Below are 19903 nucleotides of genomic sequence, written 5' to 3'. Positions count from 1 at the left end.
GATGACCTCATCAGAATTTGCAGGAAACCGCGTATGACAAGCGTCGTTCCCTGCAAATTCCGCACGCCGATTTCATGTCTCAGCACGCATGGCCATTGGGTGAAAACAGTTTTTCAGCGCCGACTATATAGTGAGCCCCGCCCGCTGACGCCTGACTAGAATCATCAACTTATTTATTGCTAAGCGTCAGTAACAGCCGCCTCTTTTTTCAGACCAATTTTAGTTGGCCCGGCCAAGGCCGATGCGTGATGCTTGGGAAAGAGGTCCGGATGCGGTGCCAACCAACATGGCGCCCCTGTTCAAATCACTAGTTCTACCAAGCGCGGGCCATGGTCTGTCAAAGCACGTCCAAGCGCTCTCGCAAGTTCTTCGAGACTGTGGGCACGGCTTGCCGCCACCCCGTGGCCCTTGGCAAGAGCAACCCAGTCGAGGTTAGGGGTATCTAGGGTCAGCATGGAAAGTGCTGTTGGGCCGGGAGTGCCGGCGCCCACCTTGGCGAGCTCACTGCGCAGGATATTGTAGGATCGATTTGCCAGGATCACGATGGTCACGTCAAGCGATTCGCGCGCCATGGTCCACAGCGCCTGCAAGGTGTACATCGCGCTGCCGTCGCCGACCAAGGCTAGCACCTTGCGCTCGGGTGCAGCTAGAGCGGCGCCGATAGCGACCGGCAGGGCATAGCCCAGCGATGCGCCCATGCTGTTCATCCAATCGTGCGGTGCAGCGCCCGAGGTCGGTGGAAAAAAGCCGCGTCCCATCGAGATTGATTCGTCCACTACGATGGCCTGTTCCGGCATTAGAGCGCCCAATACTGCCGCAATGCCTTCCGGCGTTACTCGGCCCGAAGGCAGTGCGGGTCGGCGCAATTCGCAAACGGCGGGGGATGCCGATGCAGCCCCGAGTTCATGCGCAAGGGCTTCGAGCGCCTGCTCAATGTCTTGGTCTGGTTCGGCCAAGCTGAGGACTTCGCATGCTTCTGGCGTCAGCAGGCTTGGCTGGTCTGGATAAGCGAAGAAGGCGACCGGCATTCGAGCGCCTGCCAGAACGACCCGCCCGACCCCCTTCAGTGCCGCGATGGCGCCGGGGACGTCATAGGGTAGACGCTCAAGGCTGACTCGCCCGGCGCCGCGCTCGAGCCGTGCGTTTTGGCCTTCGCTCATGAGGCGGCATCCGACCTTTGCCGCAATCCGTCCCGCCCATTCCAGCGCCCTGCCGCGCAAGGCCAATCCGCCAAGCAGCAGCACTGTGCCTTTGCCGCCACGCAGCGCCTGTGCTATCGCAGCTAGTCCATCGGCCTGTAGTTCGCGGGGCAAAGCGTGCAGGACGGTCGGCGTCGATTCCTGTGCCGCTCCCCAGGAGACATCTGCTGGAAGAACCAAGGTGGCAATCTTCCCAGGAGTGCCGTGAGCAACTTGCACTGCCGCAGCGCCGTCCGTTGCGACCGTCTGGGAACTTGTCGCGGTCCTTACCCAGTGCGACATCGGCATTGCAACTCCTTCGATATCACCGGACAGCGGGGCATCGTATTGCAGGTGATAGGTCGCATGCTGGCCGACGATATTGACGATGCCAGAGCGCGCCTTTCTGGCGTTGTGCAGGTTGGATAAGCCATTAGCCAAGCCCGGCGCCAAGTGCAGTAGGGTCGACGCCGGCTTACCGGTCATCCGGTAATACCCGTCAGCGGCCCCCGTGACTACCCCCTCAAACAAGCCAAGTACGCAGCGCATTCCCTTGACCTTGTCGAGGGCGGCGATGAAATGCATTTCCGATGTGCCAGGATTGGCAAAACAGAGATTGATCTCGTTTGCCAGGAGGGTGCGGACCAGGCTTTCTGCTCCATTCATGACAGGCTTCCTTTATTTTTGACGCGGGGACATTCCGCAAACAAAGCGATGGTAGGAGTGGGCTACCATATGGATCAAATTTATTTGTTCTATTCCTGCATTCAGCCTATGAATATCTACAGAGTCGACCTAAATTTGCTGGCTGTCTTCCATGCGGTGCTGGAGACACGTAGCGTCACCGCCGCGGCGCAACGTTTCGGCATCACGCAGCCCGCCATGAGCAACGCGCTTGCAAGGCTGCGCGAACTGCTGGGTGATCCCTTGTTCGTTCATACCGCTGGCGGGATGCAGCCTACGCCCTATGCCTTGCAGGTGGCCGGTCCCATTGCCGATGCGCTGGCTGGATTCCAACAGGCAGTTAGTCAGCGCAGCGGCTTCAACCCGGCGCAGAGCGATGAAGTCTTTCGAATGCACATCACTGACATGGGGCAAATCAACATTGTTCCCAGCCTGCTGGAACAGATGCAGCGGATTGCTCCGCGCCTCAGCCTCGATGTTGCGCCCTTTAGCCTAGAGGAAATCCGCAGCAGACTCGATGATGGCCGGATCAGTTTTTCTCTAGGCCACTTGCCGCACCTAAAGGGGCGCCATATCCATTCAGAAAAACTGTTCGAAGAGCGCTACGTCATCTTGATGCGGCGCAGCCATCCAGCGGGCGAAGCACTGACAGCCCACACTTATTGGCGCCTGCCGCACGTTGTGGTCACTTCCGTTGGCGGCGGCCATCATGTCGTTGAAGAACTGTTGGTCAACAAGGGCGCGCGCATCATTGGGCGGCTGCCCAATATCATGGCGATCGCGCTGACTGTCGCGCGAACCGACTTGATTGCTACCATACCGCGGCGGGTCGCCAATGAACTGGCTAGGACGAACTCGCTCAAGGTTTGCCTCCTGCCCATCAAGCTCCCCCCATTTGAAGTCCGGCTCTTTTGGCATGAGCGCACGCAGCACAATCCCGCCAATGTATGGATGCGCAGGCAACTGGTTGACTTGTTCGCGCTCGGAAATGAAAACTTATGACGCTCGGGAAAAAGAAATGGCATTGCTATTGCAGGCGATTCTGCGCATGCTTAGCTGCGCGTCGACCATGCCGGCTCAACCTAGGGTCGGGCGAAATCAGTAGCGCGCCGCGTACCTTTTCCCCTCTCTGGTACGGTTTTCAGTTCACCACTAGCAATGTTTGAGTCGCATAGCAGGTAATGCAGCTTTCCTGACTGCGTGACCTATCGCGATTATAGGTGCGCGAATATCGGGAAATCGATTGAATCAGCCAAACAGGTCTTACGATTATTTAAGAAGAGCCGTCTCGCCGATCTATGCTACAAAGGTACGGAACAACTGGCAAATCCGGACCCAATGCCCACGCTCTCCAACACTATGCTTTTGCTACGCATGCAACGGTGTCTTTGTCTGTCACTTAGCGCGCCCTCTCATCATCGTAGGTAAGCGCTCCAAGGTTTCATTGTTTTTCTTAGATGAAACACCATTGCGCGTGTTCGCTACGCGAACAAATGAGGTAAAACCTTCGCCAAGGCGGTCGTATATTTTTATAATTTTCCTGCATTTTTTGCGTTGTCTATTCTTGATAGCATCACCTCGCGAATCTCGATGGATATGAACCTGTCATTGGAAATAGCAATATTTTCTGCGCTATTCCACCTGTGTTGAAACAATTGGAAACCCGAAGAATTGGGGTGAAAAATAAGGAGGAGAAATGATGGTTTTTCAATCAAAAGTGATGATTGTTACAGGCGGAGCAAGCGGCATTGGATACGCATTTGCAGAACATTTGGCGCGTGCCGGCCATCGCGTCGTTATCGCAGATCTGCGAGGTGCCGAAGAGGCGGCGCTACGGATCCGCGAGCAAGGCTTATCGGCGATCGGCATCACGACCGATGTTGTCAAAAGTAGCGATGTCGAATCGATGGTGGAAAAAGCTTGTGCAGAATTTGGAACCATTGACGTGCTGATAAACAATGCCGGCCTCTTTACGACACTTTCCCTGCAACCATTTGACCAAATCAGTGAAGAGGAATGGATGCGCGTTATGGAAGTCAATACGCTTGGTCCATTCATTTGCGCCAAGGCTGTTGTTTCGACCATGCGTAAGAATGGCGGCGGACGCATTATCAACGTTGCTTCGACCACGCCAATCAAGGGCACACCGATGATGTTGCATTACGTCTGCAGCAAAGGCGCAGTCATTGCATTTACTCGGTCATTGGCTAAGGAATTGGGGAGTGACAACATCACGGTCAACGCCATCGCGCCCGGCTTTACGCTAAGCGAAGGCGTGCTACAAAACGGCATGCAAAATATAATGCCTGAAACTGCCCGCAAGACTAGCCGCACTATACAGCGTGATCAAGTCCCCGAAGATTTGGTCGGCGCAGTCGCATTCCTGGCAAGCGAAGGCGCAGGTTTTATCACTGGCCAGACATTGGCGGTAGACGGTGGGTCCGTATTTCTCTGATCGGCGACCATTCAAGCAGGAACGTCAAAGCTTAACGATTACGTCTGTTGATAAGACTGCTGATAAACAAACGCCACAACCTTTGCTGTGACGCCGTTTAATCATCAGATTTGATGACTGTCGCCAATATAATGATGCAACAGGTAATCAGTGAAATACTTAAATGCTGGAAAAGGTCGATCACAATAAGGAGACCAAAATGGGTTTGAAGTTATTAGGCAAGCTCGCCGCAACGCTGAGCATATTCGGGTTCATGGCAATGGCCGCGCATGCACAGGAAGTAATCAAGATTGGTCTGATCGCTCCATTCTCTGGACCTTATGCGCAGTACGGCAAACAAATGGAAGCAGGCATTAAGACCTACATGAAGCAACATGGCGAGCAGATTGTCGGTAAAAAGGTAGAAATTATCACCAGGGATACCATGGGCCCGTCTCCCGATCTTTCTAGGCGCTTGGCACAAGAACTGGTGACGCGCGAGAAGGTCAATTTTCTAGCGGGATTCGGGTTTACCCCCGATGGACTGGCTGCGGCGCCAGTCGCACAGCAGAGCAAGACGCCGATGGTTATTATGAATGCAGCAGCGTCTAATATTACGACAAAATCGAATTTTGTTACGCGCACATCTATGACGATTGCACAAAACGCGGCCCCAATGGGGACTTGGGCTGCAAAGAATGGGTTCAAGCGCGTTGTTACGCTGGTTGGTGATTATGGCCCCGGGATTGATGCCGAAACCTATTTCAAGGCTGCGTTTTCGAAAGGGGGCGGGCAAATCGTCGAAGCACTGAGGGTACCATTAGGCAGCCCAGAGATGGCCCCATACATTCAACGCTTAAAGGATGCTAAGCCGGATGCGGTATTTCTATGGGTGCCGAGCGGCGAGCATACCGTCTCTTTTATGAAAAGTTATCGCGAGCGAGGCTTGGACACGGCTGGTATTAAGATCCTTGGGACCGGCGACCTGACAGACGAGCAAGTGCTTCCTGCAATGGGTGACTCGATACTGGGTGCAGTGACCACGTTTCATTATTCCGCATTCCACGATTCTCCAGAAAACAAGTTATTCCTGAAAACTTTTGCAGAAGTCAACCCGAAAATGGGTTTGCCCAATTTTATGGCGGCCGCCGGCTACGACGGTATTGCAGCAATCTACGAAGTCTCGCGCAAGCTGGGCGGCAAAATTGACGGCGAAAAGGCTATGGCGATTTTTAAGGGAATGAAGCTGAATAGTCCTCGTGGCGCAATCATGATTGACCCGGAAACCCGCGATATCGTGCAGACGATTTACGTTCGGAAAGTAGAAAAGGTCAACGGGCAGCTTGCAAATGTCGAGTTCGATAAGTTCCCAGATGTGAAAGATCCCGGAAAATAATCGGAGGCTGCTTGTGCTGTATAAGCCTAAAGAACAATCTTGCCTTATGCGACAAGCATCGAAGCGAGGGGCTCATGCTGCTAGGCGTAACTGGATCCGCACCCGGCTTTGCTTTCGGCGCAACTCACCACGGCATGATGGCTAATCTTAGTGCTTCTATAAGTACTATTGCCATCATTCACGTGCACTGCAGAAGGCGCGCCCTACATATGCAGCTGCCATCCAAATAGGAAGAAGTGAAACTATGACGAACCTCATCTCTGACATCTCCTCGAATAATGGCGCATTCGCCCATCTGATTGACGGCTGTCTTGCAACCAGCACCACCATGTTTGATGTCATTAATCCGTCTTCGGAAACAGTGCTTGCCAAGTGTCCGGATGCTTCAAAAGAGCAACTGGATCGTGCAGTCAGCGCGGCGCGGCGAGCGTTCCCTCAGTGGAAAGCAAAAAGCTATGAGGAAAGACGCAATAAGGTGCTGCGGTTCTGCGATGGTATTCAGGATCGCATCGATAGCTTGGCTAGATTGCTCACGGAAGAGCAAGGAAAGCCGCTAGTTGCCGCCAAGGCTGAAGTCGAGCGCGCCCTATTTATTGCGAGGCATTTGGTTGGCATAGAAATTGAGCCGGAAGTACTGCGCTGCGAAGCATCAGGAAAAGCTGAGTTGCATTATAAACCGTTGGGCGTCGTTGGGGGAATTACCCCATGGAATGTACCAATTATTATGGCTGTACCGAAGATCGCGGCCGCGCTGTACACCGGTAACACTATGATCTTGAAGCCTTCCCCGTACACGCCGCTGACCACGCTAAGGTTGGGCGAAATTGCCTTAAGCATTTTTCCGGATGGCGTCATGAATATTCTTGCAGGCGGAAATGATCTGGGTCAATGGATGGTTGAGCACCCCGGCATCGACAAGATCAACTTTACCGGATCAGTGGCGACTGGAAAAAAGATCATGGCTTCTGCATCAGGCAATATGAAGAGATTGACGCTTGAGCTAGGGGGGAATGACGCGGCCATCGTCTTGAGCGATGTGGATCCGCAAGCTGTGGCTGGGCGCCTGTTTCAGGCAGCGTTCGCGAATTCCGGGCAGGTCTGCCAAGCCATTAAGCGACTTTATGTGCACCAGGATATTTACGAAGCCGTGATTGAAGAACTTGTACGCATAGCGCGAAGCGTGAAAGTCGGTGATGGCTTGATGAGTGATGTAGTTCTTGGTCCCATTCAGAATAAAGCCCAGTATCAACGTGTCTTGGATATTCTGGAGGACACCGCTCGCCAGCCTGGCGTGCGGATCTATGCTGGCAGTCAAGCACCGGACACAGTGGGTTATTTTATCGCGCCGATCATCGTTGCCAACATCAGGGAGGGCACGCGCCTTGTTGATGAAGAGCCGTTCGGGCCCATACTGCCGGTTATGAGCTTTACTGATATTGAAGACGTCATTGCTCGTGCCAACAACACGCGCTTTGGGCTCGGCGCCTCAGTATGGACGACGGATATACGTAAAGGAGCGGAAATTGCTGGCCAGTTGGAAAGCGGTGTGGCTTGGGTGAACCACCATGTAGGCACTTCGCCTGACCTTCCTTTCGGGGGAATCAAGGAGTCCGGTATGGGGCGTGCCAATGGCGCGATGGGTTTGAAGCGACATATGGAGCCGCAATTACTCGTGCTTCCTTCTATGACTGACTCGACGATTTGAGCTAGGTAAGACAGGCGTTTGGGGCTTCTCAAAAAACAAGATAGGCACCGGTGCCAATTGAAAGACCGCTTTGTGCTTTGAAGCGGGCAGTTCTGGAGTAGTGTGCAAGCGCGCTTGCTAAGGAGACGCTAAAAATTTTAATCTAAAGCCCTTTCACATCGAAGTTCAACCGGGAAGCAGCACCCCTGACCTATGAAGCCGCGCGATGGAGTCGAGTTTTTCAGAACCGGAATATGCAAGGAGAACCTCACGCCCCGGGGCGGCGCTTGCGCCGCACGCGACACTCATCCCTTGTGTTGTCTTGGCTCAAAGTGGCACTCTCAGAAGCGAGTCAGTTAGAAGAAAACGAATTCCCCTACTGGAGCTTAAACGCCATGGCGAACATTTTCGATACCGGGCTGGACCGCAATCCCGCCAACTACACGCCCGTCACCCCATTGAGCTTGCTTGAGCGCGCCGCGGCGGTCTACCCTGGTAGGCCAGCGATCGTGCATGGCGCGCTGCGGCGGACCTGGTCCGACACCTATGCTCGCTGCCGGCGTCTGGCCAGCGCGCTGGCTGCACGCGGAATCGGACTCGGCGATACGGTGGCGGTAATGCTGCCCAATACGCCGCCAATGGTCGAAGCGCACTTCGGCGTGCCAATGTCCGGCGCGGTGCTCAATACGCTGAATACGCGGCTCGATGCGACCGCCCTCGCTTTCATGCTGGAACACGGCGAAGCGAAGGTCGTCATCGTGGATCGCGAGTATGCCGGCGTGATGCGCGAAGCGCTCGCACAGTGCGCGCGTGCACCGCTCGTCATCGATGTCGACGACCCGGAATACACCGGCGCCGGCGAATGTATTGGCTCGATCGAATATGAAGACTTCCTCGCCGGCGGCGATCCTGGCTACGCATGGCAAGGCCCTGCCGACGAATGGCAGGCGATCTGCCTGAACTACACCTCCGGCACCACCGGCGATCCGAAAGGCGTGGTCTACCATCACCGCGGCGCGTACATGAACGCGGTGTCGAACGTTCTTGAATGGGACATGCCGAAACACCCGGTCTACCTGTGGACGCTACCGATGTTCCACTGCAATGGTTGGTGCTTCCCGTGGACCATTGCCGCGCGCGCAGGCGTCAATGTCTGCCTGCGCAAGATCGAGGCTGCTGTCGTGTTCGACCTGATGCGCGAGCATCATGTCACCCATTACTGCGCCGCGCCGATCGTGCACAGTCTGCTGCTGAATGCGCCCGATTCGATGAAGGCCGGAATCAGCCAGCGCGTCAGTGCGATGGTTGCCGGCGCCGCGCCGCCGGCGGCGATGATTGAGGGCATGGAGAAGATGGGCTTTGACCTTACCCATGTCTACGGCCTGACCGAGGTGTACGGCCCGGCCGCGGTATGCGTGAAGCATTCGGAATGGGACGCTGTCGACATTGGGGAGCGCGCGCGCCTGAATGCGAGACAAGGCGTGCGCTACCACTTGCAGGAAGCCGTCGCGGTACTCGACCCAGCTACGATGCAGCCGGTGCCGGCCGACGGCGAGACGATGGGCGAGATCATGTTCCGTGGGAACATCACGATGAAGGGCTACCTGAAGAACCCGGAAGCAACCGAAGCCGCGTTCGCTGGCGGCTGGTTCCATACCGGGGATCTCGCGGTGATGCATCCGGATGGCTATGTGAAGATCAAGGACCGCAGCAAGGACATCATCATCTCGGGCGGCGAGAACATCTCGAGCATCGAGGTCGAGGACGTGCTGTACCGGCATCCGGCGGTGCTGGCTGCCGCAGTCGTCGCGCGACCGGACCCGATATGGGGCGAAGTGCCCTGCGCTTTCATCGAGCCGCGCCCCGGCAGCAGCGTCAGCGCCGACGAACTGATCGCGCATTGCAAGGCGCATCTTGCCGGATTCAAGGTGCCGAAGGCCGTGATCTTTGGCGAAATACCCAAGACCTCGACCGGCAAGATCCAGAAATTTTCGCTGCGCCAGCAGGCGAATTCGACCGCTGCGCTGGAATGAGTGCTAATCAGACAAGCCGATGACACGCCGCAAGTCTTCCTCCTCTGGCTGCTGATTCTGCCGTTCGCCATCGCAACGGCGCGCTCCGCGAGGCGGTGTTGATTTTGGCGTTCGGCAAGTCGCTCGAAAAATAAAGAATCATGTGTGGTCAACGTCCGCTCAATAGCGATACCCGGCCATAGACATGTCCGGCCGACCGGCTGCTCTGGGTCTAGGCCGTGTAAAAACAGAAGCAAAGGAAGCAATGCGGCATTGGTAGAGCTCTGGCCGCAGAGTGAACTGGTCTACTGGGGCGCAAGGAGCGGTTTGCTGTCGAAGGCCGGTCAGGCCGCAGCAACTTTCCGCATCAGCTCGCTGCCCATGATATTCAGAAGCCGTTTGAAGTTGTAAGCAAGCACATGCAGGCTCATTTCGGTGCTGACTCGATCAAGCGTCTTCGTTAAAAAGTGCGTTGCACCCATCCACGCCTTGAGTGTGCCGAACGGATGCTCCACCGTTTGTCGTCGCAAGCGCATTTGCTCAGGCGCCTTACTGAGCCGTTCCTGCATCGCGTCAATGACTGCTTCATGCTCCCAGCGTCTGATACGGCGCTCTGGACCAGTCGTACACTGCGGTTTGAGCAGGCAGCGTCTACACGCTGGTGTTGCGTACACATTCAAGACTAGGCCACTGCCAGCAGTGTCAAAGCGGCGAGTCATTGAATAACCGGCAGGACAGCGGTATTCATCTCGATTTGGCATATACACGAAGTCTTGCTTGCCGAATCGGCCGTTAGCCTTGGCGCCAGATGTGAGTGGTTTGGAAACGTATGCAGTGATGCCAGCCTGGTCGCAGGCCAGGACTTCCTCACCACTGAAGTATCCTCGGTCTGCAACGACCGTTAGCTGCTTGATGCCCGTGGCTTCTCGTGCCTGTTCGGACATCTTCGCCAACTGGGCCCGGTCATTGCCGACATTCGTCACTTCGTGGGCAAAGATAAGGTGATGGGCGGTATCGACAGCGATCTGCACGTTGTAGCCAACCATCCCCCGTGCCGCGGCCGCTGGTGGCCATGGAACGAGCATCCGGATCGGTCAGCGATAGCTGCTGATCCGGCGCGTCCTGAAGACGTTCCTCCACTTTCTTCAAGTGCTGCATCTGTCGCTTCAAAAGCGTGATCTTGTCCTGTAGTCGCGCCGCCTTGCAGGTGCCTCTGCAGGCTCTGTACGATCCGCTGTGTCGAGCATGCTGAGGTAACGCTCGATACTTTCCTCGATTTGCTTCAGGCGGGCCTGGATCTTCGCCCTGGTGAAGTTCCGGTCGCGGTTATTGACGGCCTTGAACTTGCTGCCATCGATGGCGATGAGTTGATGGGTGAACAGGTCCAGATTCCTGCACAGCATGATGAACTGCTGACAGACGTTTCGTATGCCGATGCCGTTGTCCTTGCGGAAGTTTGCGATCGTCTTGAAGTTGGGAGTCAACCGGCCAGTCAGCCACATCAATTCAATATTGCGCTGGACCTCGCATTCCAGGCGGCGGCTGGATTGAATGCGGTTCAAGTAGCTGTATATGTAGATTTTCAGCAGGTCGGAAGGATGATAGGCAGGCCGTCCCGTGTCGGCAGGCGCTACTCCTTCAAAACCCAACGCGGCCAAATCCAATTCGTCGACAAAGACGTCGATTACTCGGACGGGATTCTGTTTTGCCACGTAGTCGTCGAGCTCTCATGGGGCGTGACTCCGTTGAGCGCGGCATACCCTTCAGAGTGGATTCGCGCGGCGACGTTTACTCACGGTACGAAGGATCGCGCCTGCCGAGTGAACGAAGCAGCGCCTTCCATTCGCGCATGCCGTTCCAGTCGCCGAGCTTGCCTTCGGCGCCCTCTTTGACGACCGTGGGAGGGGAGAATACCTTCGCGGATTTCTCTCTGACTTCAGGCGGGATTTCCACCAGTTCCGCGTTCGACGACATGAGGTCGACCTGGATTTTGCAAGCGGTTTCCAGGCGCTGCATCAGAAGGAACGCTTCCGCGATCGTGGGCGCGCAAGTGAGCAACCCGTGATTGCGCAGGATGAGGACGTTATTCATTCCCAGGTCAGCGACCAGGCGCTCCTTTTCGCCTAACTCCACGGCTGGCCCTTCGAAATCGTGGTAGCTGGCGCGGCCGTAAAAGCGAAGGGCCGGCTGCGTAAGCGGCGCGAGGCCGCATTTCATCGAGGCCACCGTGATGCCGGCGCGGGTATGCGTATGCAGTATGCATCCGACGTCGTGCCGGGCGGCATGGATGGCGCTATGGATGATGTAGCCGGCATGGTTGATGCCGTAGCCGCCGTCACGTTCCCCCACGATGTTTCCGTCCAGGTCGATCTTCAGCAGGCTCGACGCGGTGATCTCCTCGTAGAGAAGGCCGTAGGGATTGATAAGGAAATGGTCCTTGCTTCCCGGCACCTTGGCGGTGATGTGGTTGTAGATGAGATCGGTCATGCCGTACTGGGCGACCAGGCGATAGCATGCGGCGAGGTCTACCCGCGTGCGCCATTCTTCGTCTGGCACCCGACCACGTAAGGATCGCTCGGAAGACCCGGGCACTTGGTCCGCCAAGTGGGGAATCGAACTCATGATGCTTCCTTTCAATGTTGGGGTTGATCGCTTCGCGCAAGCGCGCGGGTCTTGGTGAGTTCCGCCAGCATTTCCAGGATCGGCGCCGGCACGCCCTTGTGCCTGGCCAGGTTCAGCGGCGCGTCGAGCAGAACGCCGGTCTCCAGCGGTCTGCCTGCCAAAAGGTCCTGCAGCATGCTCGGCAGGTGGCGGACCGACGCGGCCGCCTGCAGCGATTTTTTGACATCGTATTCGATGTGGCAGCCCATCGCGGCTGCTATGGCGATGATCTCGCGCTGCACCAGCATGCGAAGCCGGCAGCAATACGGGTTCCGGAAAAGCACATTCAGTGGCGCCTGCGTCAATACGCTGAGCGGTCCGCTTCCTACGTTGGCAGCGAGTTTTTTCCAGACCTCGGGCCGGATATCGTCCACCGCCCGCGCCGGAACGCCGCTTTCGCTTAAGCGCCGCGCCAGCTCCGCGGCCTGCTGATTCGAGCGCGCGCTCGCGGCCCCAAGGACCAGTCCGCCCATCTTCGCCGATTCGTCCTGCACCTGCACTACGCCTGGTTCCAGAACCGAACACGGAATGCCCATGACGCCGCCGACCACGTTCTCTGGCCGCACGACGCGCAACATCGCGTCCGCGACCGGCGACAGCCCGGCAATCTTCACTTCTTCGTCCCGGCGCTCCAGGAAATACCACCAGGGCAGGCCGTTGCCGATGAAGACCACCGGGGTGCGCGGAGTCAGAAGAGGCGCCAGCGACGCCGCGACCGGCTCCAGTCCGCTTGCCTTGACGGTAACGAAGACTGCTTCCTGGGGCTCCGCCTGCGCGGGCCGGTCGGTCGCGTGGATTTGCACGCTTCGGGTATCGTGCGGTGTGCGCAAGGTCAGCCCGTTGCGCCGTATCGCGTCCAGGTGCGCGCCCCGGGCGATCAGGGTGACGTCATGCCCACCGCCGTGCAGTCTCGCCCCAAGATAACCGCCGATCGCGCCCGCGCCATAGATGCAAACTTTCATGCGCTGATTCTCCGCATTGCGTTCATCGTATTCCGGTGGGGCGCGAAAGCTGAGCCCGATCCGGGAAGCGTCATGGTACACCGCAGGCCGTTTCCCTGGACACTGCGGCCCGGGGCTATGCCGGCGCCTGTTGCAAGGTGAGCTGCTCGGCCACAAAGTCGAGGAAAACCCGCGTTCTCTTCGGAACCCTGTGGCGCGACAGGAAAAGCGCCACTACTGGCAAGGTCGGGCTGTTCCAGGAGGGAAGCACGCGCACCAGGCGGGAGGACGCTAGGTAGTTCGCACACATCATGTGCGGCAGCAGCCCGAGTCCGGTCCCGCCGATCACCAGCTCGCGGGCCAGCCGGATGCTGTTGACGCGGACGCGTCCGTTCACGCGCACGCTGCGACGGGTATTCTGGCTGCGGACCAGCCATACGCCTTCCCGCTGCTGGATCTCGGTGACGACGCAGTCGTGCGCGAGGATATCGCCCAGCGCCTGCGGAGCGCCACGTCGCTCGAGATAGGCCGGACTGGCATAGATTCCCGAGCTGATCGAACCCAGGCGTCGCTGGGCAAGGCGCGATTCCTTCGGCTGGCCGAAAGCGATGGCGATGTCGACCGACTCGTCGATCAGATCCACGACGCGCCCACTGACATCGATTTCGATATGCATGTCCGGATGCCTGATAGCGAACTCCGACACGGCTTTTCCTAGCCACGCGGTGCCGAACTCGATCGGCAGCGCGACCCGCAGCGTGCCGTGCAGCTCGGTCTGCATGCGCGAAGCCTTTTCCCGGACTTCCGCGGCTTCCGATGCGATGCGTTCGCAATGCTCGTACAGGGACAGGCCGATGTCGGTCGCGGCGAGCTTGCGCGTGCTTTTCTTCAGCAGCAGGGCGCCCATCTCTTTTTCCAGCTGCCCGAGTCTGCGACTCAAGGTGGAGCGGGGCATGCCCAGGCGCTGGCTGGCGCCAGCCAGGCTGCCGGTTCTCACGACCTCGTGAAACAGCATCAGTGTGTTTAGATCGAGCGGGTTCTTCATTTTGATGCCCAAAAATGAAATGGAAAATTCCATTTTTGATTCTATACTTTTGCCGGGACGTGAAATACGATCAGCAAATGAACCCGCCGGCATCAGGCATGCGCGCGGAGAGATATCCACGAGCTTCCGGGCTTCCCGGGTGCTTCCATCGAAAGGGGCCAAGGCATGAAGCAGCATGACTTCGGTATCGCGGGGTACGCGGAAATTCCGAATCGCTTCAAGACGGGGCGCAGCGCCTACGACCTCGCGGGCGAGGCGCTCGCGGCGCTGGCGCAATCCACCGGAATTCGCATCGAGGATATCGACGGCCTGTCGGTCACTGCGGCATTGAGCGAAGGAACAAATCCTTTCTATGCCGCATACATGTGCGAGGCGCTCGGCATCACGCCGACCTGGCTGCACCTGAGCGGCATCGGAGGATGCTCGGCGCTGAGCGGCATCATGCGCGCCATCGCTGCGGTGCGCGACGGCGATTGCAGAATCGCCGTGGTGCTGTCGGCCGATGCGCCGAGCACGGCCTACCGCGCCGACTTTGGCGCGCAGCGGCCGGAATTTCAGGAGCCGCAGGCTGCGGCCCGGCCGCCGGCGGCTTTCGGACTGCTGATGAGCCGCTATGCCCATCAGTACGGACTGGATGAGAAAGCGCTGGCGAAAGTGGCGATGGTCCAGCGCGATCATGCGGTGCTCAACGACAATGCGTTGCCTAAGCTGCGCAAGCCGCTTTCCATGGACGAATATCTCGGTTCACGGACGATCGCCGACCCGCTGCGCATCCTCGACAGCGTGATGTTCTGCGACGGCGCGAACGCTTTTCTTGTTACCTCCCGCTCGGAAGCGAAGAACCTTGGCCTGTCCGGATTCGCCGTTCCGCTGGCGTACGCTGAGCTCACCAATTTCAATGGTCGCGATCCGTTGCCCGACATCACCTGCAACGGGTTTTCCGATGTCGGCGGAAGGCTGTTTCAAAAGGCCGGGATGAAACCGGCGGATATCCGGATGTTCCAGCCCTACGACGACTTCACCATCGCGGTCCAGATGCAATGCGAAGCGCTCGGTTTTTGCGAGACCGGCAAAGGGGCGCGTTTCATCCTCGACACCGATCTTTCGTTCGACGGCAAGCTTCCCCTCAATACCGGCGGCGGCCAGATTTCTGCTGGGCAACCGGGGTTGGCGGGCGGAGGATTGAACCTGGCTGAGGCCGTGCGTCAGCTTTTCGGCCAGGCGGGCGCGCGCCAAGTATCCGATCCGAGCAACGCCCTGGTCACCGGCATCGGCGTCATTCCCTACGGCCGGAACTGGTCCACCAGCGCGGCAATGATCCTGGAGGCTTCGCAATGACCAACGCCACGGACAAACCGGATAAGCGCGCGGTTCCAGCGCCGGGAGGCTTCGTCGATACCGAGCCGTTCTGGCGCGGCACGCGGGAAGGCAAGCTGCTTCTCCAATACTGCCCGCAGAGCGGGCGCTTCCAGCATTTTCCCCGGCCGCTGAGCCTGTACACCGGAAGCCGGCAGCTCGAATGGCGCGAAGTGTCCGGAGCCGGAACTGTCTATGCGCATACCGTGCTGCGCACGCAAGGGTTGGGCGCCGACGGCCGGCTTCCGCTTGCGCTGGCCCTCATCGAACTTGACGAAGGGGTACGCATTCTAGGCAACATCCTGGGTGCGAATGCCGAGCGGGCGCGCATCGGCGCCCGCGTGAAGCTGTCATGGGATACTCCGTCGAACGATGCCCGATATCCGGCGTTCGAGCTGGAATAGCGGACATCGCTTGCCCGTCCAGGAAAGGCCCCTGACGGCGAATCACGCCGCATCCGAGCGCGACATGAAGCACGACATAGAAAAGTGCGAAACATAAAAGGAGACACATGATGCGCAGACATTTCATTTCGATGATTGCCGCCGCGGCCCTCGGCGTCATCGCGCCGTCTGCCATGGCGCAGTCGGGTTCCGCCGCAACCGCCGCGGCATATCCGAACAAGCCGATCCGTTTCGTCGTCGGCTTTCCGCCGGGCGGCGTGGCTGACATCGTCGCGCGCATCATTGCGCGGCCGCTGTCGCAGCGGCTGGGGCAGCCGGTGGTGATGGACAACCGGGCCGGCGCCGGCGGAGTGGTGGGCGTGGAAGCGGTCGCGAATTCGACTCCCGACGGGCACACCATGGGATTCGGCGTATCGGGCGCCCTGACCGCGAATGTCACCCTGATGCCCAAGCTGCCGTACGATCCGCTGAAAGACCTCGCGCTGGTGACAAAGGTGGTGAACAATCCCATTGTGCTCGTCGTCAATCCTTCGCTCGGCATTAATTCGGTGCAGGATTTCATCGCATTCGCCAAATCCAAGCGGGGCGCGGTGAGCTACGGCACCGCCGGCCCGGGAACCGCCATGCACCTGGCAGGGGAATTGTTCAAGCAGAAGACTGGGGTCGAGATGACGCACATCGGCTACAAGGGCAGCAGTCCTGCGGCAGTGGACGTGATCGCCGGACAAATCCAAGCGGGCATCCTCGATCTGGTCACGGCCAAGCCGTATATCGCCTCCGGGCACCTGAAGGCGCTGGGAGTGACTACGGCCAAGCGCAGCGCGGTCGCGCCCGAGCTGCCGACTATCGCCGAAGGCGGAGTGCCCGGCTTTGAGTTCGCTTCTTGGTTCGGCCTAGTGATGCCGGGCGCCACGCCGCCTGACATCGTCGCCCGGGTCGGTAGCGAAGTCAGCGCGGTCCTGAAGGATCCGAAGGTGCGGGAGCAGCTGTTGGCGGCGGGCGCGGAGCCAGAGCCGGGCACACCCGAAGAGATGCGCAACACGGTCAGGAAGGAAATCCAGGACACCAGGGCGCTCATCAAGGCGGCCAGCATCACGGTGAATTGATGGGCTTGCAGCGCACGGAGCATTACGAGGCAGGGGGTATTGCAATGGCAGCGACCGCATCAGGCTACTGGCCCCGGCATCTGCCGCGCGAACTCGCGCGGCCAGAAACCGCCATTAGCGATGTGCTAGAAACGTCGGCGCGGCGCTATCCGCGGCGCGCGGCAATCCGGTTTTTCGGCAGCGGACTTGACTATGCGGAAATGCTTGCTGAGGTGGAGGCCTTCGCCGGATGGCTGACACGGCGTGCCGGCGTGTGCCCGGGCGACAGGGTCATGCTATATCTGCAGAACTCCCCCCAATGGCTGATCGCCTACTATGGCATCCTGCGCGCCGATGCCGTCGCGGTCCCGGTTAATCCGATGAATCGCGCCGCCGAGGTGGAGCATTATCTCGCCGACAGCGGCGCCCGAGTTGCGGTGTGCGCGCAAGACCTGGTGCAGGAACTGCGGACGGCCTCAGCGGCGCATGCGCTCGACGCCCTGATCGTGGCCACGTATTCGGATTACCTGTGCGCAGCGCATGACTATCGCCTGCCTGAATGGCTGACCGCGCCGCGCCAAGCCTTCGACGGTGCGGCCGCATGGAGCGACATCATCGCGGCCGCCGAACGGCCGGGCCTGGCGCGGGCGCGTCCGGACGACCTGTGCTGCCTACCCTATACCTCGGGTTCGACCGGAAAGCCCAAAGGCTGCATGCATACGCATGCCAGTTTCATGCACAACATGGCGGGCTTGGCGCTGTGGCACTGGACCGCGCCCGGCACCGCTTTTCTCGCGGTCGCGCCCATGTACCATGTGGCGGGGCTCGCCCATTCGGTGCATCTTCCGGTGTTCGTTGGCGGCACGGCGGTCGTGCTGCCGCGCTGGGACCGCGATCTGGCAATACAGCTCATTTCGCGCGAACGCGTAGGGCATGCGGCGATACCGCCGACCGCGATCATCGATCTGCTTTCCCATGACGGCCTGGAAGACTACGATCTTTCCTGCCTGCGGCGCATCACCGCCGGCGGCGCTTCCATGCCAGCCGAAGTGTGGACGCGGCTGGAACAGGCTCTCGGTATCACGTTCGTTGAGGGCTACGGCATGACCGAGACCGCCGCGACCACGCATAACAATCCGATCGATCGCCCCAAGCGGCAATGCCTCGGCGTGCCTTTCTTCGATACCAGGGCGATCGTCGCCGACCCCGACACTCTGCAGCCTCTCGGACCGAACCAGGCCGGCGAGATCATGGTCGGCGGGCCGCAATTGTTCAAAGGGTACTGGAACCGGCCGGAAGAAACCAGGGCGGCGTTCGTTGAAATCGAAGGACAAACTTACCTGCGGACCGGCGATATCGGCATCGTCGACGAGGAAGGCTATTTCTTCATGACTGACCGCGCCAAGCGCATGATCAATGCGTCGGGCTACAAGGTGTGGCCGGCGGAGATCGAATCAGTGCTGTACCAGCATCCCTGCGTGAAAGAAGCCTGCGTCATCGGCGTTGCCGACTCCTACCGTGGCGAAACCGTGAAAGCTCTGGTAGTGCGCGCCGATGCGGAGCGGGACCAGCTGACCGAAGAATCGCTTATTGCATGGATGAAGGAGCGCGTGGCCGCCTACAAGTATCCGCGCATCGTGGAATTCGTGGACCGGTTACCCAAGTCACCGGTCGGAAAAATCCTCTGGCGGGAACTGCAGGAAGCGGAAAACGCCCGGTCCGAGGGGACGATGCCGCCAACCGGGCCGTAGGGTCTTTCGGAGCACTTCCGGCTCTGGAGCCGCCATGTGCCGGAGAGCGTGGGCCGCATGGCGGTCCTACAGGAAGGGTCCAAGCCGCGAACCTTACTTCAACAATCCTTCGCCTTCATCGCCTCCTGTACCTTCGGACGCTGTGCGATGCGGGCCATTTGCTGATATTCGATGTTGTGCACCTTCGTCCAGTTCAGCACCGCAAACACGTATGCATCGGCTGCAGAAAAGCGAGCGCCTGTGATGTGCTGCTTGCTCTAAGGCATTTCCGGGATGCCGCATGTTGGTGTTCGGCCACTTGGGAGACGGGAATCTCCATTGCAACGTGTTGGTGCCGAAAAACGTCCGGGATACAGAATTCGTTATGCAGCAGCCTGCGATCACTTGCGTAGTCCACGACAGCGTTCACCGTTTTGGCGTATCGATTTCGGCGGAGCATGGACTCGGCATAATTAAACGGTACAAGAAGGATACGAAAATTCGCCTGCAATCGGCGATAAAGCGCGCCCTTGTCTCCCCGTATATCATGACTCCCGGGAAATTGGTTTAAGGAGCTTTCGTTTCGATATAGGCACTCTCGTGAAGTGCTGACGTGCGCTTTTGGATGTACCGCAGACGCTCGGAGAAATGACCCCGCCGACCGCTATGGGCCGAACCCGGTCCTTTGGCATCGGCAGCAGCCGGCCAGAAGCCGCCTTCCAAGTGCGAACTGCGAACGACTGCATTAATTTATAGCGGACGTTGTGCAAGATCGCTGCAGGACTGCAAAGGCTCGATCCAGCGCTTCACGATTCGGGCACTACCAGGGCGCTTGCCGTCTAATTTACCGAACTGATCGTCGCCTTGCGGTTGCCAGGGAGTCGCAGTATCTCGATACCGGCATCGAGTTGACCAAACTTGACAAGTCCAGCCGCATAATCGAAGTCTTTATGGAAGATTGCGAGATTTCCCCAAGGGGCGTAATAAGTCAGGTCACCGATGACAGCCTTCGTACCTACAGGTGCTCCCTCTGTCGACAGACGTCTGGGCAGATCGCTGACCTTTTCAGTGGCAGCGTAGTCGGTAAGGGTCAGCGTTAGTGGCAGCAGCGATACGAAATCCCTGGACGTAGCGTTATCGTCGAGCGTGGCCGTGATGACGGCCCCCTCGACATCGATTTGTATTTTCAGCATTCTGTGTCCTTCGTAAAGGGAGCCACGCAGCCGGGCACGGCGGGCTGCGATAGCAAATTCGAGACTGAAGTACCCGGACTTGCCATCAGTGCACGCGGAT

At 58.5% G+C, this 19903-nt stretch carries 15 protein-coding genes and 1 pseudogene; 10 read left to right on the top strand and 6 right to left on the bottom strand.

Translation table 11 applies throughout. From position 1 onward, the window contains the following. Positions 1 to 299: 299 nt before the first annotated feature. Positions 300 to 1844, bottom strand: a complete 1545-nt coding sequence (locus tag JJB74_RS28320; RefSeq protein WP_200597847.1) for an acetolactate synthase large subunit — start codon at positions 1842 to 1844, stop codon at positions 300 to 302. Between the two features lie 69 nt (positions 1845 to 1913). On the opposite strand from JJB74_RS28320, the gene JJB74_RS28315 reads away from it, so the two are divergent. The 5 genes from JJB74_RS28315 to JJB74_RS28295 all read left to right on the top strand — a co-directional run bounded on the left by JJB74_RS28315 (position 1914) and on the right by JJB74_RS28295 (position 9409). Beyond that, positions 1914 to 2864 carry a LysR family transcriptional regulator gene (locus tag JJB74_RS28315; protein WP_200597845.1) on the top strand — a complete coding sequence of 317 codons (951 nt, stop codon included), beginning with the start codon at positions 1914 to 1916 and terminating at the stop codon, positions 2862 to 2864. Positions 2865 to 3558: 694 nt separating this feature from the next. Further along, on the top strand, positions 3559 to 4317 hold the full coding sequence (locus JJB74_RS28310) for an SDR family NAD(P)-dependent oxidoreductase (protein ID WP_200597843.1): 759 nt from the start codon (positions 3559 to 3561) through the stop codon (positions 4315 to 4317). Positions 4318 to 4570: 253 nt separating this feature from the next. Further along, positions 4571 to 5692 carry an ABC transporter substrate-binding protein gene (locus tag JJB74_RS28305; protein ID WP_234484941.1) on the top strand — a complete coding sequence of 374 codons (1122 nt, stop codon included), beginning with the start codon at positions 4571 to 4573 and terminating at the stop codon, positions 5690 to 5692. 244 nt (positions 5693 to 5936) lie between these two features. Continuing rightward, positions 5937 to 7397 (top strand): aldehyde dehydrogenase family protein, encoded by a 1461-nt coding sequence (locus tag JJB74_RS28300; protein ID WP_200597841.1) that lies wholly within the window; start codon positions 5937 to 5939, stop codon positions 7395 to 7397. Between the two features lie 374 nt (positions 7398 to 7771). Further along, entirely contained in the window at positions 7772 to 9409 is a 1638-nt protein-coding gene (locus JJB74_RS28295; protein WP_200597839.1) for an acyl-CoA synthetase, read from the top strand. Positions 9410 to 9732: 323 nt separating this feature from the next. On the opposite strand, the pseudogene JJB74_RS28290 reads toward JJB74_RS28295, so the two are convergent. From JJB74_RS28290 to JJB74_RS28275, 4 genes and pseudogenes are all read right to left on the bottom strand, one after another. Continuing rightward, positions 9733 to 11112: pseudogene (locus JJB74_RS28290) on the bottom strand (IS1182 family transposase); the annotation flags it as partial. A gap of 64 nt (positions 11113 to 11176) precedes the next feature. Beyond that, positions 11177 to 12010 carry a class II aldolase/adducin family protein gene (locus JJB74_RS28285; RefSeq protein ID WP_200597837.1) on the bottom strand — a complete coding sequence of 278 codons (834 nt, stop codon included), beginning with the start codon at positions 12008 to 12010 and terminating at the stop codon, positions 11177 to 11179. An 11-nt stretch (positions 12011 to 12021) separates the two neighbouring features. Further along, the gene (locus tag JJB74_RS28280) at positions 12022 to 13011 is read right to left on the bottom strand and encodes a ketopantoate reductase family protein (protein WP_200597835.1); all 990 of its coding nucleotides are present in this window, start codon (positions 13009 to 13011) and stop codon (positions 12022 to 12024) included. Positions 13012 to 13126: 115 nt separating this feature from the next. Then, complete coding sequence (locus JJB74_RS28275) at positions 13127 to 14212, bottom strand: LysR family transcriptional regulator (RefSeq protein ID WP_200597833.1); 1086 nt, start codon at positions 14210 to 14212, stop codon at positions 13127 to 13129. Here JJB74_RS28275 and JJB74_RS28270 point away from each other — a divergent pair. From JJB74_RS28270 to JJB74_RS28250, 5 genes are all read left to right on the top strand, one after another. Continuing rightward, complete coding sequence (locus JJB74_RS28270) at positions 14201 to 15373, top strand: thiolase family protein (protein WP_200597831.1); 1173 nt, start codon at positions 14201 to 14203, stop codon at positions 15371 to 15373. The two genes, JJB74_RS28275 and JJB74_RS28270, sit on opposite strands and share 12 nt — an antisense overlap. Continuing rightward, positions 15370 to 15795 carry a Zn-ribbon domain-containing OB-fold protein gene (locus tag JJB74_RS28265; RefSeq protein WP_200597829.1) on the top strand — a complete coding sequence of 142 codons (426 nt, stop codon included), beginning with the start codon at positions 15370 to 15372 and terminating at the stop codon, positions 15793 to 15795. The genes JJB74_RS28270 and JJB74_RS28265 overlap by 4 nt, the downstream gene beginning before the upstream one ends. Before the next feature lie 107 nt (positions 15796 to 15902). After that, positions 15903 to 16901 (top strand): Bug family tripartite tricarboxylate transporter substrate binding protein, encoded by a 999-nt coding sequence (locus JJB74_RS28260; RefSeq protein WP_200597827.1) that lies wholly within the window; start codon positions 15903 to 15905, stop codon positions 16899 to 16901. A gap of 44 nt (positions 16902 to 16945) precedes the next feature. Beyond that, positions 16946 to 18631 (top strand): long-chain-fatty-acid--CoA ligase, encoded by a 1686-nt coding sequence (locus JJB74_RS28255; RefSeq protein ID WP_200597825.1) that lies wholly within the window; start codon positions 16946 to 16948, stop codon positions 18629 to 18631. Between the two features lie 280 nt (positions 18632 to 18911). Beyond that, a complete protein-coding gene (locus JJB74_RS28250; protein ID WP_200597823.1) occupies positions 18912 to 19181 on the top strand; it encodes an FAD-binding oxidoreductase in 270 nt (89 codons plus the stop codon). 268 nt (positions 19182 to 19449) lie between these two features. Here the strand turns inward: JJB74_RS28250 and JJB74_RS28245 are convergent, their stop codons facing one another. Continuing rightward, positions 19450 to 19803, bottom strand: coding sequence for a cyclophilin-like fold protein (locus JJB74_RS28245; RefSeq protein WP_234484937.1), 354 nt, complete (start codon positions 19801 to 19803; stop codon positions 19450 to 19452). Between the last annotated feature and the right edge of the window lie 100 nt (positions 19804 to 19903).

It is taken from the genome of Noviherbaspirillum pedocola, assembly GCF_016632335.1.
In the GTDB taxonomy this organism is placed as follows: Bacteria; Pseudomonadota; Gammaproteobacteria; order Burkholderiales; family Burkholderiaceae_D; genus Noviherbaspirillum_A; species Noviherbaspirillum_A pedocola.
This window is presented reverse-complemented; position numbering and strand designations above follow the sequence as displayed.